The 15,474-nt window shown below is 61.2% G+C and carries 13 protein-coding genes; 4 read left to right on the top strand and 9 right to left on the bottom strand.

What is annotated here, in order from left to right; all coding sequences use genetic code 11:
• Positions 1–618, top strand: coding sequence for a DNA-3-methyladenine glycosylase (locus CRO59_RS14545; protein ID WP_097087952.1), 618 nt, complete (start codon positions 1–3; stop codon positions 616–618).
• A 105-nt stretch (positions 619–723) separates the two neighbouring features.
• Here the strand turns inward: CRO59_RS14545 and CRO59_RS14540 are convergent, their stop codons facing one another.
• The 3 genes from CRO59_RS14540 to CRO59_RS14530 form a co-directional block, all read right to left on the bottom strand.
• The gene (locus CRO59_RS14540; RefSeq protein ID WP_027613167.1) at positions 724–1,821 is read right to left on the bottom strand and encodes an extracellular solute-binding protein; all 1,098 of its coding nucleotides are present in this window, start codon (positions 1,819–1,821) and stop codon (positions 724–726) included.
• A gap of 2 nt (positions 1,822–1,823) precedes the next feature.
• A complete protein-coding gene (aguA, locus tag CRO59_RS14535) occupies positions 1,824–2,939 on the bottom strand; it encodes an agmatine deiminase (RefSeq protein ID WP_027613168.1) in 1,116 nt (371 codons plus the stop codon).
• A gap of 99 nt (positions 2,940–3,038) precedes the next feature.
• Positions 3,039–3,923: a LysR substrate-binding domain-containing protein gene (locus CRO59_RS14530; protein ID WP_097087954.1), complete on the bottom strand. Its 885-nt coding sequence runs from the start codon at positions 3,921–3,923 to the stop codon at positions 3,039–3,041.
• A 208-nt stretch (positions 3,924–4,131) separates the two neighbouring features.
• Here CRO59_RS14530 and CRO59_RS14525 point away from each other — a divergent pair, with 208 nt between their 5' ends.
• Positions 4,132–4,620, top strand: coding sequence for a GFA family protein (locus tag CRO59_RS14525; protein ID WP_097087956.1), 489 nt, complete (start codon positions 4,132–4,134; stop codon positions 4,618–4,620).
• 118 nt (positions 4,621–4,738) lie between these two features.
• Here the strand turns inward: CRO59_RS14525 and CRO59_RS14520 are convergent, their stop codons facing one another.
• The 3 genes from CRO59_RS14520 to CRO59_RS14510 all read right to left on the bottom strand — a co-directional run bounded on the left by CRO59_RS14520 (position 4,739) and on the right by CRO59_RS14510 (position 7,489).
• Positions 4,739–6,025, bottom strand: coding sequence for an ATP-binding protein (locus tag CRO59_RS14520; RefSeq protein ID WP_097087958.1), 1,287 nt, complete (start codon positions 6,023–6,025; stop codon positions 4,739–4,741).
• Positions 6,026–6,733, bottom strand: a complete 708-nt coding sequence (locus tag CRO59_RS14515) for a response regulator (RefSeq protein WP_027613172.1) — start codon at positions 6,731–6,733, stop codon at positions 6,026–6,028. It abuts the gene before it with no gap.
• Positions 6,734–6,880: 147 nt separating this feature from the next.
• Positions 6,881–7,489, bottom strand: a complete 609-nt coding sequence (locus CRO59_RS14510) for a tRNA-(ms[2]io[6]A)-hydroxylase (RefSeq protein WP_007965776.1) — start codon at positions 7,487–7,489, stop codon at positions 6,881–6,883.
• A gap of 158 nt (positions 7,490–7,647) precedes the next feature.
• Here CRO59_RS14510 and CRO59_RS14505 point away from each other — a divergent pair, with 158 nt between their 5' ends.
• Entirely contained in the window at positions 7,648–8,511 is an 864-nt protein-coding gene (locus CRO59_RS14505; RefSeq protein ID WP_027613174.1) for a universal stress protein, read from the top strand.
• 101 nt (positions 8,512–8,612) lie between these two features.
• On the opposite strand, the gene CRO59_RS14500 is transcribed toward CRO59_RS14505, so the two are convergent.
• Positions 8,613–9,083 carry a DUF1289 domain-containing protein gene (locus CRO59_RS14500; RefSeq protein WP_007965774.1) on the bottom strand — a complete coding sequence of 157 codons (471 nt, stop codon included), beginning with the start codon at positions 9,081–9,083 and terminating at the stop codon, positions 8,613–8,615.
• A 467-nt stretch (positions 9,084–9,550) separates the two neighbouring features.
• Between CRO59_RS14500 and acnB the strand changes: the two genes are divergently transcribed.
• Entirely contained in the window at positions 9,551–12,160 is a 2,610-nt protein-coding gene (gene acnB / locus CRO59_RS14495; RefSeq protein WP_027613175.1) for a bifunctional aconitate hydratase 2/2-methylisocitrate dehydratase, read from the top strand.
• 51 nt (positions 12,161–12,211) lie between these two features.
• On the opposite strand, the gene CRO59_RS14490 is transcribed toward acnB, so the two are convergent.
• Both CRO59_RS14490 and CRO59_RS14485 read right to left on the bottom strand, forming a co-directional pair.
• Positions 12,212–13,873 carry a SulP family inorganic anion transporter gene (locus tag CRO59_RS14490; RefSeq protein WP_096795936.1) on the bottom strand — a complete coding sequence of 554 codons (1,662 nt, stop codon included), beginning with the start codon at positions 13,871–13,873 and terminating at the stop codon, positions 12,212–12,214.
• An 80-nt stretch (positions 13,874–13,953) separates the two neighbouring features.
• Positions 13,954–15,234 (bottom strand): HAAAP family serine/threonine permease, encoded by a 1,281-nt coding sequence (locus CRO59_RS14485; RefSeq protein ID WP_097087962.1) that lies wholly within the window; start codon positions 15,232–15,234, stop codon positions 13,954–13,956.
• Positions 15,235–15,474 lie beyond the last annotated feature (240 nt).

Raw genomic sequence — 15,474 nt, 5'->3', positions numbered from 1 at the left:
ATGCCGGATCGTTATCAGGCGGCCAGCGAATTTCTGGCCGCGCTCGACGAGGACTGGCAGCGCCACGTTGCAGCCGTCGGCCAGTGCCTGCATCAACCGCACCCGGCGCGTGACCCTTACGAATCGCTGGTGCGGGCAATTGCTTATCAGCAACTGCACGCCAAGGCTGGGGATGCAATTGTCGGGCGTCTGGTGGCGCTGTTTCCGGGGCAGACGTTTCCCCGGCCTGAACAGATTCTCGCGACCGACTTCGATCAACTGCGCGGCTGCGGTTTTTCGGCGGGCAAGATTGCGACCATTCAGGGCATCGCCCAGGCAACGCTGGACGGTGTAGTGCCGGATTATCCCACCGCGCTGGCAATGGAGGATGAAGCGCTGATCGAACGCCTTGTCAGCCTGCGCGGGGTTGGCCGCTGGACCGTGGAGATGCTGCTGATTTACAGCCTGGAGCGCATGGATATTCTGCCGGCGGATGATTTTGGCGTGCGCGAGGGCTATCGCCGATTGAAGGCGCTGGAGGTACAGCCGACGCGCAGGCAGATGATCGAGATCGGCTTGGCGTGGAGTCCGTATCGGACGGTGGCAGCTTGGTATTTGTGGCGCGTTGCCAAGGTCTAGACCGCGTTATCGTTCTTCGCGAGCAAGCCCGCTCCCACAGAGGAACGCATTTCAAAATGTGGGAGCGGGCTTGCTCGCGAAGGCGCCCGTCGACTCAACCTCAAATCAAAGACCTGACTTCAACTTGCTGAACGCCCGAATCAAAGCCCGATTGAACGCCTTGCCATTGTCATTCTTGCTATACAGCGAAGCCCGCACCGCCTCCGACGGATACGTCCCCGGATCATTACGGATCGACGCATCCACCAGACCATCCGCCGCCGTGATCGCATTGGCGTAGTGGATGGTGTCGGTGATCGGCGCGATCACCTCAGGCGTCATCAGATAATCCATCAATGCCAGCCCGGCCTGTGGATGCGGCGCATCCTTGGGAATGACCATGGCGTCGAACCAGATCAACGTGCCTTCTTTGGGGATGCGGTAACTGAGCTGGAACGGCTTGTTCGCCGCTTGCGCCTGCCCGGCTGCAATCGCCACGTTGCCGTTCCACGACATCGCCACGCAGGTGTTGCCGTTGGCCAGGTCGCTAATGTTCAGATCGTTGTCGAAGTAGCGAATGTACGGGCGGATCTTCGCCAGTTGCTGCTCGGCGAGTTTCAAGTCATCGAGGTTCTGGCGGTTGATGTCCAGGCCCAGGTACTTCATGACCGCCGCGAACACTTCGTTCGGATCGTTGAGCAGACTCACGCCACAGTCGGCAAATTTCGCCACCACCGCCGGGTCGAACAGCATCGCCCAACTGTCGGTCGGCGCGTTTGGCAGACGCCGCTTGATCGCCTGTTCCTGATAACCCACGCCGGTGGTACCCCAGGCATAAATCCCGGCGTAACGGTTGCCCGGATCGAACACCGCCATGTGCTGGCGGAACTCCTCGCCAACCCCGGCAAAGTGCGGCACCCGCGCCTTGTCCAGCGGCTGGATCGCACCGCTCTCGATGGCTCGCGACAGGTGTTGCCCGGCGGTCAGTACCAGGTCATACCCGCTGCGCCCGGTGAGCAGTTTGGTCTCTACGGTTTCCAGCGAATCGAAGTGATCGGCGACCACCTGAATCCCGGTTTTCGCCTCGAAATTCTTCAGGGTATCCGGGGCCAGGTACTCGCCCCAGATGTACAGATTGACCACCGGTTTCGCCGTTTCGGCAGCCTGCACACACAGGGGTGCAAGCACCAGCAATAACGCTTTACTCAGTTTGTGCAGGCCCATGGTCAGGCTCCTTTTTTCTGGCCGGCGTATTGCGGCATGGTGATGCACGCGACGTTGCCGCCACCGAGGAGGATTTCCCGGGAATTCTCGATGCCGACAATCTTGTGCTGCGGGAACAGTTCGGCGAGGGTCGCCAGCGCCACCTGATCGTTGCGATCACCGAACAGCGGCACCACGATCGAGCTGTTGCCGGCGTAGTAGTTGATATACGACGCGCAGATTCGGGTGCCGGCCTGACGGGTGTGGGTACTGTCCTGCTGATCGAGGCCTTCGGCTTCTTCGGCGGTCCACTCCAGCACGTCCGGTTGCGGCAGCTTGTGCACGATCAACTCGCGACCACGGCTGTCGCGGGTGCTGCGCAGGATGTCGTAGGCCTCTTGATAGATTTCCCATTGTGGGTCGTCGCGGTTGTCGGTCCATTGCAGCACCACTTCGCCGGGACGCACGAAGCACGCGAGGTCATCGACATGGCCATCGGTTTCGTCGAACTTGCAGCCACGTGGCAACCAGATCACTTGTTCGGCGCCGAGGTAATCGGTCAGGCGCCGAGTGACCTCGTCCTTGCCCAGATGCTGGTTGCGATTGCGGTTGAGCAGGCACTGTTCGGTGGTGAGGATGCTGCCCTGGCCGTCACTCTGGATGCCGCCGAGTTCGGCAATCAGCGGCGCGCGGTAACGGTCGAAACGTTCGATTTCGAGGATCTTGCTGGCGATCTGGTCGTCCTTGTCCCACGGGTAGTACAGCCCGCCGTCGAGGCCGCCATAGGCGTTGAATTCGAAGTCGACGCCGCGCACTTCGCCGCTCTGGTCGTTGACCACGAAGCACGGGCCGCTGTCGCGGAACCAGGTGTCGTTGCAGGTCATCTCGACCACGCGCACTTGCGGCGGCAACTGGCGGCGGGCGGTGGCGAATTGCGCGGCGGAGGCGCAGACGGTGACCGGTTCGCTGTGGGAGATGGCGGTGACGATCTGCACCCAGACTTTCTGCGCCGGTTTCGCGCCGTTGCGCCATACGTCGGTGCGCTCCGGCCAGCCGAGCCAGCAGCCGGACTTGGCTTCAAATTCGCCGGGCAGACGGAAGCCGTCGCGCTTGGGGGTGGAGTCGAGCAAACGTGCCATGGTCAAACCTCGTCTTGGGGTTGGGAATGACCACAGGCTACGATCGCGGGCGGCTGGCCCGCCAACGATGAATATTGCGGAACAGTTGAATTCAACTCATCAATCGGCCAGTTGATCGTTGAACCATTCAAGCATCTGCGCCACCGCCGGCCGCTCCAGGCGCAGCCGTTCGCAGACCAGCGCGTATTGGCCGAGCGCGGTCATGCTCGAGGTGAATGGCCGCACCAGCCGCCCGCTCAGCAAGTCCTCCTGCGCGGTGAGGTTGTCGCCCATCGCCACGCCCTGCCCCTGCGCCGCCGCTTCCAGCGCCAGACCGGCATGGGCGAAATACAACTGGCGCTGCGGGCGCAGATCGCCGGCGTGACTGGTGAGCCAGGCGGTCCAGGTCTTGCCGTCCTGATCGTCGTGCAGCAGGCAGTGGCGCGCCAGGTCTTTCGGGGATTTCAGACTGCCCTGATTGAACAGCCCCGGGCTGCATACCGGGAAGAATTGCAGCGCAGGCAACGGCCGTACGAAGTAGGCGCTGCTGTCCACCGGGCCGGTGCCGTAGGTGATCGCCAGGTCGATGTCTTCGCCCGGCGCGCTGGCGTCGATCGGCTGTTCGTAGAGATGCAGGGTGATGTGCGGATAGCGCACGTAGAAATCGGTGAGGCGGTTCATCAGCCACTTTTGCGCCAGCTCGGCGGTGACCGCCAGGCGCAACACCGCCAGCGAGGAAGGATCGCGCAGTTCATCACAGGCCTCGCCGATCAGTTCGAAGGCCTGCTGCAGGCTCTGCATCAGGCGTCCGGCGGCGATGGTCGGGCGGATCTGCCGGCCTTCGCGGATGAACAGCGAAACGCCGAGCTGCTCTTCGAGCTGACGGATCTGGTGGCTGACCGCGCTGTCGGTGACGCACAACTCGGCGGCAGCCCGGCCGAAATGCGCGTGGCGGGCGGCGCATTCAAAGGTTCGCAGGGCCGCCAGTGAGGGGAGTCTTCGCATGGGTTGGGGTGCCTTTTTTTGGGACATGCTGACCGGGCTGGCGGTGGGCGTCCAGTGCGACAGAGCTATCGTTCTTCGCGAGCAGGCTCGCTCCCACATTCTCGAACGCGCTTCCCTGTGGGAGCGAGCCTGCTCGCGAAAGCGTCTGCATGATCGCCACAAATCTTCTAGGCTCAACCGCACCCCTTCAGCCAACCGGAGGCCCCTCATGCACCTCGAAGGCTCCTGCCATTGCGGCGCCGTCACTTTCAGCCTGACCAGCGCCCATCCCTACCCCTATCAACGCTGCTACTGCTCGATCTGCCGCAAGACTCAGGGCGGTGGCGGCTATGCAATCAATCTCGGTGGCGATGCGGCCAGCCTCAAGATTCAGGGGCGCAAGCACATCAGCATCTACCACGCGAAGATGAAGGAAGCAGGTGAAAAACGTGCCCATCGCAGCACCGCCGAGCGGCATTTCTGCTCACAGTGCGGCAGCGGCTTGTGGCTGTTCAGCCCGGAATGGCCGGAGTTGATTCATCCATTCGCCTCGGCCATCGATACGCCACTGCCGGTGCCGCCGCAGCACACACATTTGATGCTGGGGTCGAAGGCGCCCTGGGTCGAGGTGGATGCGAAACCCAAGGACAAGCAGTTTGCGGTGTATCCCGAGGAGTCGATTGCGCAGTGGCATGAGCGGTTGGAGTTGGTCAAATGAGCAGGGGGTTGTGTTGTGATTGATGGCTCTATCGCGAGCAGGCTCACTCCTACAAGGGAATGCATTCCAAATGTAGGAGTGAGCCTGCTCGCGATAGGGCCCAACCTGTCTACACAAATCAGTCCAGATGCGCCCAGGTCATGCGAAACGACGCCCCGCCCCAAATCGACTCCCCGACCTCGACCTGTCCGCCATGGGACTGCGACACCCGCCGCACCAGCGCCAGCCCCAGGCCGAAGCCACCGGTGCGACGGTCGCGACTGGCATCCAGCCGCGAGAACGGTTCGAAGATTTTCTCCCGACCTTCCACCGGCACACCCGGGCCGTCGTCGTTGACCCGCACTTCGTAGTAATCGCCGCTACGAACCAGTGTCACTTCAACCCGCTGCTCGGCATAACGAATGGCGTTGCGCAGCAGATTGATCACTGCGCGCGCCATGAACCGCGGCTCAATGCGCACGGTGTCGAGCCGACAGTCACCAATCAGCAACTGCACTCCCGCCGCTTCCGCCTCCAGCGCCACGCTGCCGACCACGCTGTCGAGCCAGTTGGCGGCCTGAATGTTTTCGCGCTTGATCACCGTCGCACCGCGTTCGAGGCTGGCGTAGGTCAGCAGTTCGGAGACCATTTCTTCCAGCTCGCCAAGGTCGGCGTACATATCGGCGATCAGTTCGCGGTTCTGAGTGGCGTCCGGCTGTTGCTTGAGCTGATCGAGTTCGAACGACAGCCGCGCAATCGGCGTGCGCAACTCGTGGGACACGGCATTGGTCAGTTCGCGCTGATTGGCGATCAGGCTCTCGATGCGCGCCGCCATCAGGTTGAAGTGTTCCGCCAGATCGCGGATGTTCGAGCGTTTTGACAGTTGAATGCGCACCGACAAATCGTTGTCTCCAAAACGCTCGGCGGCCAGGCGCAGTTTTTCCAGATCGCGCCAGTGCGGACGCACCCAGAAAAACAACACACAGCCGATCAGCACGGCGATCATCAAGTAGGCACCGGCAATGTAGAACGGCATCAGGCTGGGTTCGGCGGGCAAGCGAATGCTGAGCAGTTGCGAGCCGCCGTCGATGGCTGAAATGTATTGGGTGTATTTGTCGCGGATCACCAGCAAGCCTTGAGCAAGCTCGGCTTTTTCCTCGTCGCTGAGCGCCAGTTGATCGGCGTCGACCAAGGTCAACCCCAGGCCATAGTGCGGGCGCAGGGCCTGCAATTGTTTTTCACGGGCCGGGCCGTCGAGGTTGCGCAGCAACTCCCCCAGCGTCCAGGCCTGACCACGCACCGCCTCGCGGTTGTAATCCTGCATCTGATAGTCGAGCAAGGCATCGAACGTACGCTCGACAGTTTGCAGGGCCAGGACCAGGCCCACCGTCATCACCAGAAACAGCCCGAGGAATAACCGCAGCATCTACAGCTCCCACGCGAACGGATTGAACAGATACCCCTTGCCCCACACGGTCTTGATGCACACCGGTTCGCGTGGGTTGTCCTTGAGTTTGTTGCGCAACTTGCTGATGTACACGTCGACGCTACGATTGAGCCCGTCGAAGGCGATGCCGCGCATGCGGTTGAGAATGTCATCGCGGGACAAGGTCTTGCCCGCGGCGCTGGCCAGCAACCACAGCAGCTCGAATTCCATGGTGGTCATTTCGATGATCTCGCCGGCCAGACGCACTTCGCGACAGCTGCGATCGATGCTCAAGCGCCCGAACTCCAGCGCACTGACCACGCCAGCTTCCGGCATCTGCCGCCGCTGCAAGGCGCGCAGCCGAGCGAGCAGTACCGGCGGTTTGATCGGTTTGATCACGTAGTCGTCGGCGCCGGATTCCAGGCCGAGAATATGGTCGAGGTCGTCTTCCTTGGCGGTGAGGATGACAATCGGCGTGTCCGACACGCTGCGGATTTCCCGGCACACGTGCAGGCCGCTCTGCCCCGGCAGCATCAGGTCGAGCACCACCACTTTGGGCTGGAACTCGAGAAACGCGGCCACTGCCAGATCACCGCGATGCACCGCGCGCACCTCGTAGCCATGTTGTTCGAGAAAGTGCGCAATCAACGTGGCCAGACGCTCATCGTCTTCGACCAGCAGGACTTTGCCAAAACCCAGGTTATCCATAACGACCGTCTGCCAACCCATGTGTGAAGTGGGCGACAGTATGGCGGGATTCGTCGGAGAGGCGTTGTTTCGGGCAGCAAAAACCGGCCGCAGGGGCCGGTTCTCGGTGATATTTCATACTCTTAAGAGTTTTTAACAGTTTGTGTTTCAGGCCGCGGCCGGCACACCACTGTGAAAGCGGAATTCTTCATCCGGCGACTCGATCAGCTCCTGCTCGGCAGCACGCACCTTGTCGATCACCTGAGCGATGTCCTTCGCGTCGCCGTACTGGTAAGCCAGTTTCAGATAACCCTGGAAGTGCCGCGCCTCGCTTTTCAGCAGGCCGAAATAGAACTTGCCGAGTTCTTCGTCCAGATGCGGCACCAGCGCTTCGAAACGCTCGCAACTGCGCGCTTCGATAAATGCACCGACCACCAGGGTATCCACCAGTTTCACCGGCTCATGGCTGCGCACCACTTTGCGCAGGCCCGAGGCGTAACGCCCGGCGTGCAACTGGCGCAGCTCGATCTTGCGGCGTTTCATGATGCGCATGACTTGTTCGTGGTGCACCAGTTCTTCCCGGGCCAGACGCGACATCATATTGATCAGGTCGACGTGGGAATGGTACTTGGCAATCAGGCTCAGCGCGGTGCTGGCGGCCTTGAACTCGCAGTTCTTGTGGTCGATCAGCAGGGTTTCTTGATCGGCCAGTGCCGCCTGGACCCAGGCGTCGGGCGTGCGGCAGCCAAGGAATTCGTGGATTTCGGGAAGGATCATGGGGCTCACGGTAAAGGTATTGGCGCGAAGGGCGCCGATTATACCGGCCTGCCCGCAGACCACCAGTCGCAGGCGTTGATATGCATCAAGTCGCAGGCGCATGAGCAGCAACTATAGTTGTGCAACGCCGTGCCTTTTCTTTGCTGGAGACTCCGCTCATGCAAGCCATTCGCAGCATTCTGGTGGTCATCGAACCCGAACATTCGGAAAGCCTGGCGCTCAAGCGCGCCAAGCTGATCGCCGGCGTGACCCAGGCCCATCTCCACTTGCTGGTGTGCGACCGCAAGCACGACCACGCCGGCATGCTCGGCGTGCTCAAAGCCGCGCTGCTGGCGGATGGCTACAGCGCGACCACCGAACAGGCATGGAACGAGAGCCTGCACGAAACCATCATCGATGTGCAGCAGGCCGAAGGCTGCGGGCTGGTGATCAAGCAGCACTATCCCGACAGTGCGCTGAAAAAGGCTCTGCTGACGCCGGCGGACTGGAAACTGCTGCGCCACTGCCCGACCCCGGTGCTATTGGTAAAAACATCCACTTCCTGGAAAGACCGGGTGATTCTTGCGGCCGTGGACGTGGGCAATGCCGATGGCGAACACCGGCATTTGCACACCACGATCATTGATCACGGCTACGACATTGCCAGCCTCGCCAAGGCGCATCTGCATGTGATCACGGCGCATCCGTCACCCATGCTCTCGGCAGCGGATCCGACCTTTCAACTCAAGGAAACCATCGAGGCGAAATACCGCGAACAGTGCAAGGCGTTTCAGGCCGAGTTCGATGTGGACGACGAACACCTGCACATCGAGGAAGGCCCGGCGGATGTGCTGATTCCGTTCATGGCGCACAAACTGCAAGCGGCAGTGACCGTGATCGGCACCGTGGCGCGGACCGGGTTGTCGGGCGCACTGATCGGCAATACCGCCGAAGTGGTGCTGGATGCACTGGAAAGCGACGTGCTGGTGCTCAAGCCGCAGGAGGTTGAGGATCATCTGGTGGAGTTGGCGGTGAAGCACTGAGGATTACGGTGCCTGAACCGGCGCCTTCGCGAGCAGGCTCGCTCCCACAATTGGAATGCAATCTCCTGTGGGAGCGGGCTTGCTCGCGAAGCTTTTGATCTTCAGGCGCCGAAGGCGTCTTTCAGGAAGCCAGGGGCGATGTAGCGCTGATAATGCGCTTCCGACAGCAGGAAAAATTCCCGATCAATGGCATCGCGCAACTCCGGCAGGTTCCAGTCGCGGAACTCCGGCAGCAACACCATCCCGTAGGCTTCCAGATTAATGATCACCCGCGCCCCGCGCGCAATCAGCTGATAGGCCCAGCAATATTCCGACTGATGCGGCACGAAGCGGATCTTGCGCTGCTCCAGCTGTTGGCGAAGGCGCGCCGGATCGAAGATCTCGACCTTGCTCGCCATCACTTGTGACAGCAATTGCTCCAGACGCAACCACACCGCACGCTTTTCCTCCTCGCCGTAACCATTCCAGTGGATCACTTCGTGGTGGAAACGCTTGCAGCCACGGCACACCAGATCTCCGTAAACAGTGGAGCAGAGGCCGACGCAGGGGGTCTTGATGGTCTGATTGGGCATAAATTGGCAAAACACTGAAACGCGGAACAGGCCGGCATGTTAGCCCTTTGTCGGGCATTGATCACCCCTCAAACGTCAGGGGCAAGCGCTGGCTCGCGGTTTGCCTCGCCCGCGCACAACGCCACCAAAGTCCAATAGAGCGCGACTTACCTTTAAATTTTTTTTGCCGTAGAATCAGCCAGCCTTTTAAGGCGCCAATGTCCGTTAGAAGCTGTTTTCAAAGCGTCACGAGCACAGTCGTTCCTTCAGAGCGGTGTTGGCGAAGGGTTTTTCCAGCGGGGAAAAGCCCAACGCCAACCCTCATCAGCTCCCCGTTCTGCAGGCGTAAAACTTTGAAAGCAGCTTCTGTAAGGAATTGCCGGTAATTCTGGCCAAACGACCCACAACGTCGTGCGGTGCATGAGTACGGCAATTTCGGGATGAGCGTCCCGGACACCCATTTGGGACCACTGATGAGGGTAATAACTGTGCTTGAAGCCTACCGCAAACATATCGAAGAGCGTGCAGCCCTGGGTATCGTTCCCCAGCCGCTTAACGCCGAACAAACTGCAGGCCTGGTCGAGCTGCTGAAGAATCCTCCGGCTGGCGAAGAAGCTTTCCTCGTTGACCTGATCACCAATCGCGTACCACCAGGAGTGGACGAAGCCGCTTACGTCAAAGCCGGTTTCCTGTCGGCCCTGGCCAAAGGCGAAGTCACCTCCCCTCTGCTGGACAAGAAGCGCGCTGTAGAACTGCTCGGCACCATGCAGGGCGGCTACAACATCGTGACTCTGGTTGAACTGCTGGACAACGCCGAGCTGGCGCCAGTGGCTGCCGAAGAACTCAAGCACACCCTGCTGATGTTCGATGCCTTCCACGACGTGGCTGAAAAAGCCAAGAACGGCAACGTTCACGCCAAGGCCGTGCTGCAATCCTGGGCTGACGGCGAGTGGTTCAAGAAGCGTCCTGTCCTGGCCGACAAGATCAGCCTGCGCGTATTCAAGGTCACCGGCGAAACCAACACCGACGACCTGTCGCCTGCACCAGACGCCTGGTCGCGTCCTGACATCCCGCTGCACGCCCTGGCCATGCTGAAAATGGCCCGTGACGGCATCGTTCCGGACGAGCAAGGCAAGACCGGCCCGATGAAGCAGATCGAAGAAATGCGCGGTCAAGGCTTCCCGATCGCCTACGTCGGTGACGTGGTCGGTACCGGTTCCTCGCGTAAATCGGCGACCAACTCGGTGCTGTGGTTCTTCGGCGACGACATCCCTTACGTGCCGAACAAGCGCGCTGGCGGTTTCTGCTTCGGCAGCAAAATCGCTCCGATCTTCTACAACACCATGGAAGATGCCGGCGCACTGCCAATCGAGTTCGACGTGTCGAACATGAACATGGGCGACGTGATCGACCTGTACCCGCACGCTGGCAAAGTCTGCAAGCACGGTACCGACGAAGTCATCACCACCTTCGAAATGAAGACCCCTGTGCTGCTGGACGAAGTCCGTGCCGGCGGTCGTATTCCGCTGATCATCGGCCGTGGCCTGACCGAGAAGGCTCGTGCCGAACTGGGTCTGCCGGCATTCGATCTGTTCAAGAAGCCGGAAGCACCGGCTGAAAGCACCAAGGGCTTCACCCTGGCGCAGAAAATGGTCGGCAAGGCGTGCGGTCTGGCAGAAGGCAAAGGCGTTCGTCCTGGCACCTACTGCGAACCGAAAATGACCACCGTCGGCTCTCAGGACACCACCGGTCCGATGACCCGTGACGAACTGAAAGACCTGGCGTGCCTGGGCTTCTCCGCTGACCTGGTGATGCAGTCCTTCTGCCACACCGCGGCGTATCCGAAGCCGATCGACGTGACCACCCACCACACCCTGCCTGACTTCATCATGACCCGCGGCGGCGTTTCCCTGCGTCCGGGCGATGGCATCATCCACTCGTGGCTGAACCGCATGCTGCTGCCGGACACCGTAGGTACCGGTGGTGACTCGCACACCCGCTTCCCGATGGGCATCTCGTTCCCGGCCGGTTCCGGTCTGGTCGCGTTCGCCGCTGCCACCGGCGTCATGCCGCTGGACATGCCGGAATCGATCCTGGTGCGCTTCAAAGGCAAAATGAAACCTGGCATCACCCTGCGTGACCTGGTTCATGCCATCCCTTACTTCGCCATCCAGAACGGTCTGCTGACCGTCGAGAAGAAAGGCAAGAAAAACGCCTTCTCCGGCCGCATCCTGGAGATCGAAGGTCTGGAAGGTCTGACCCTGGAACAGGCGTTCGAACTGTCCGACGCCTCGGCCGAACGTTCGGCTGCCGGTTGCACGATCAAGCTGTCGAAAGAGTCGATCACCGAGTACCTGCAGTCCAACATCACCCTGCTGCGCTGGATGATCGGCGAAGGCTACGGCGATGCGCGTACCCTGGAACGTCGCGCGCAAGCGATGGAAGCCTGGATCGCCAACCCTGAGCTGATGGAAGCCGATGCCGACGCCGAATACGCCGAAGTCATCGAAATCGATCTGGCCGACATCAACGAGCCGGTACTGTGCGCGCCGAACGATCCGGACGACGCCCGTCTGCTGTCCAGCGTCGCTGGCGAGAAGATCGACGAAGTGTTCATCGGTTCGTGCATGACCAACATCGGTCACTTCCGCGCTGCCGGTAAACTGCTGGATCAGGTCAAGGGTCAGCTGCCAACCCGTCTGTGGCTGTCGCCGCCGACCAAGATGGACGCTCACCAACTGACCGAAGAAGGCTACTACGGCATCTACGGCAAGGCTGGCGCACGCATGGAAATGCCAGGCTGCTCGCTGTGCATGGGTAACCAGGCACGCGTTGAGCCGAACAGCACCGTGGTGTCGACTTCGACCCGTAACTTCCCAAACCGTCTGGGCGACGGCGCGAACGTCTACCTGGCTTCGGCCGAGCTGGCGTCCGTGGCTTCGATCCTGGGTCGCCTGCCGACCGTCGAGGAGTACATGGAATACGCTGGCAAGATCGACAGCATGGCGGCCGATGTCTACCGCTACCTGTCCTTCGACCAGATCGCCGAGTTCCGTGAAGCTGCTGCGAACGCCAAGATTCCAGTCGTTCAAGCCTAACGTTACAAAGCAATAGAAAACGCCGCCCATCGTGAGATGCGCGGCGTTTTTTTATGTCTGGGGACCTGTGGGAGCGGGCTTGCTGGCCTGCTGCACCGCACCATCGACGCTCAGCCCGCTGAGTATCACCCCGTTGGCCGTCACCTCCGGCAACGCCTCCAACACGGCCAGCGCCTCATGCTTGAGTCGCGCCAGAATCAGGCGCTTGCCCTCCTGATGCACCCGCAGGAAGAACTCCTGGATCGCCTCGATGCTGGTGCCGTCCAGATCCGGGGTTTCCTCCAGACTGAGAATCACCGTGTGCAGCGGCACGTCCGAATGACGAATCAAGTGCAAAGCTGCACCAAGAACCCGCTCGACGTTGGCAAAGAACAACGCCTCACTGGGTCGCACAATCAGCACTCCGGGCTCGGTTGTCGCCGTCGGATGACGTTGCACATCGACAAAATCATGCCCGCCGTCAATCCGACCGAGCACCTGAATGTCCGCCGCCGACATCTGTTTGAGCATCAGCAACACGCTGATGGCCACCGACACCAGCAAGCCGTCGAGAATGCCCAGTACCAGCACCGCCCCCACCGCGCACAGCACCAGCAGCCGATCCCGGCGCCAGACGAAATAGCGCCCCAGCGGCTGCAGACTCAAACCACGCGCCAGCGCATGAACCACGATGGCCGCCAGAATCGGCTCCGGTGTCAGGGCGATCCACGGCAGCACCGTCAGCACGATCACCAGCACCACCAGCGCCGCCACCCCACCGGCCCAGCGAGAAGTCGCGCCAGCGGCCTCGTTCGCCGACGTTGCCGAATACCCGGCCCCCGCCGGCATGCCATGGAACAATCCGGCCAACAAGTTCGCTGCGCCGAGCGCCAGCAGATCGCGGTTGGAGGTCACACGATCACCGTGCTTGAGGGCGAACGAACTGATCGAGCCGTACGACTCGGCGTACAGAATCATCACCAGCGCAAACCCCACCTCCCCCAGCCGCAGCCAGTCGGCAAACGGCAGCACCGGCAGGCTCGGCACCTCCAGGCTCAGGTCGATCAAGCCAATCATGTTCACGCCATACGCCGGAAGGTTCAGCCATTGTCCGGCGACGATGCCGATCACCACCACCAGCAAACCGCCAGGCACCCGTGGAAAGCGCGAGAACAGTCCCAACAGCAGCAGCGCCACCGCTGCGACGGCCGCCGCCGGCCAGTTCCACTGCGGCAGTTGTTCGAGCAGTTGCGGGGCGAAGCGCACCAGATTGGCATCGGTCAGATGCACACCGACCACACTGGCGACCTGCTTGAGGATGATGGTCAGCGCGAGGCCGAAGGCGAAGCCGCGCAGCACCGGTTTGGCGATAAAGGCAGTGACGCTGCCGAAACGAAAGATCCCCGCCAGCAAGAACAGCCCACCGGTGACCAGCACCAACCCGACCGCCAGCGTCGCGCGTAGCTGCGGGTCGCCATTGGCCATGGTCGCGGTGGCCGCCGCCAGCACCGCCGCTGACGAAGACGTGGCTGAGACAATGGCAAAGCGGCTGGTGCCAAACAACCCATAGCACAGCAACCCGGCAAACAGCGCAATCACCCCGGCCTGGGGCGCCAGTGCGGCGATGGTCGAATAGGCGACCGCTTCGGGCAACAGCAGACCGGCAATCGACAGACCGGCGAGGATGTCCTGCCAGCGATTGGGTGGCTCTACTGATTGGGGCGCGCTCGACAATCCACTGTCTCCAGACGAAAAAAAGCCGCTGTGCGTATCACGCACAGCGGCCACTGTAGCTGAGTCTCTGGCGCTTTGGCTTACGCCGTCAGCGAATAAATCACCGCCGAAATGGCCACCAGACCGACCAGGGTAACGAATACGTTCGACGCCTGACCGCGATAGCGCGCCATCGCCGGTACTTTACGAATCGCGTACATCGGCATCAGGAACAGGATCGCCGCAATCACCGGACCGCCGACGGCCTCGATCATCCCGAGAATGCTCGGGTTCAGGGTTGCAACGATCCAGCACACCACCAGCATGAACGCCGCCACGATACGATCCAGCGCTTTGGCGCCCGGACGCTTGCCGCTCTTGACGATCAGGCCCTTGAGGCCTTCGCTGGCACCGATATAGTGGCCGAGGAACGACTTGGAGATCGCCACAAAGGCAATCAACGGCGCCGCAAAAGCGATGGCCGGATTGCTGAAGTGGTTGGCCAGGTACGACAGGATCGACAGGTTCTGCGCTTTGGCTTCGGCCAGTTGTTCCGGCGACAGGGTCAGCACGCAACTGAAGACGAAGAACAGCACCATCACCACCATCAGCAGGTGGGCGCGGCAGAGGATCTGCGAGCTGCGCTGCTCCGCATTGGCACCGTAACGACGCTTCTGGTCCACCGCGAAGGCCGAGATGATCGGCGAGTGGTTGAACGAGAACACCATCACCGGAATCGCCAGCCACAGTGTGTGCAGCAGTGCCGACGGTGCCGGCACTTGCGAAGCGGTCGTAAGAATGCCGCCATTCCAGTGCGGAATCAGGTACACCGCGAGGAACAGCAACGCGACGATGAACGGATACACCATCACGCTCATCGCCTTGACGATCGCCTGCTCGCCGCAACGCACCACGGCCAGCAGGCCGAGGATCAGCACGAACGACAGCAGCGCGCGCGGTGGCGGCGTGATGTGCAGTTGGTGTTCGAGGAAGCTGGCGACCGTGTTGGTCAGGCCGACGCTGTAGATCAGCAGGATCGGGAAGATGGCGAAGAAGTACAGCAGGGTGATCAGCGCGCCGGCCTTGATGCCGAAATGCTGCTCGACCACCTCGGTGATATCGGCGCCTTCGCGACCGGAGAGCACGAAGCGGGTCAGGCCGCGGTGAGCGAAGAATGTCATCGGGAAGGCCAGCAGCGCGAGGATCACCAGCGGCCAGAAGCCACCCAGACCCGCGTTGATCGGCAAAAACAGGGTACCGGCGCCAATGGCCGTCCCGAACAGTCCCAACATCCACGTGGTGTCATGGCGATTCCAGCTCGACAGTTCAGCTGGTGCTGCCGCTTCATAGCGTGCGTCGACGCTATTGGCCTGATCATTCATCCGGTCGGATCTCCGCATTCCGGTCACTTGCCACTCGGTCAGGACGCGTCGGAAAAAACCGACAGACATGCTCCGGCCGAAACAGGGGCGCGATTCTCCGCGATAAACGAGCAGAAGCAAAGACTTAGCTGAGGAATGGTTGTACGGAGCAGATCAGCGGGTTGTCGTTTTCGGGAAAATGGCTGTCGGCTCCGGATACGTGAGATGTCGTTTTCCGGCAAGTTTCAATGTAATACGAGC

The organism is Pseudomonas sp. LAMO17WK12:I5, assembly GCF_900215165.1.
Classification (GTDB): Bacteria; Pseudomonadota; Gammaproteobacteria; order Pseudomonadales; family Pseudomonadaceae; genus Aquipseudomonas; species Aquipseudomonas putida_A.
This window is presented reverse-complemented; position numbering and strand designations above follow the sequence as displayed.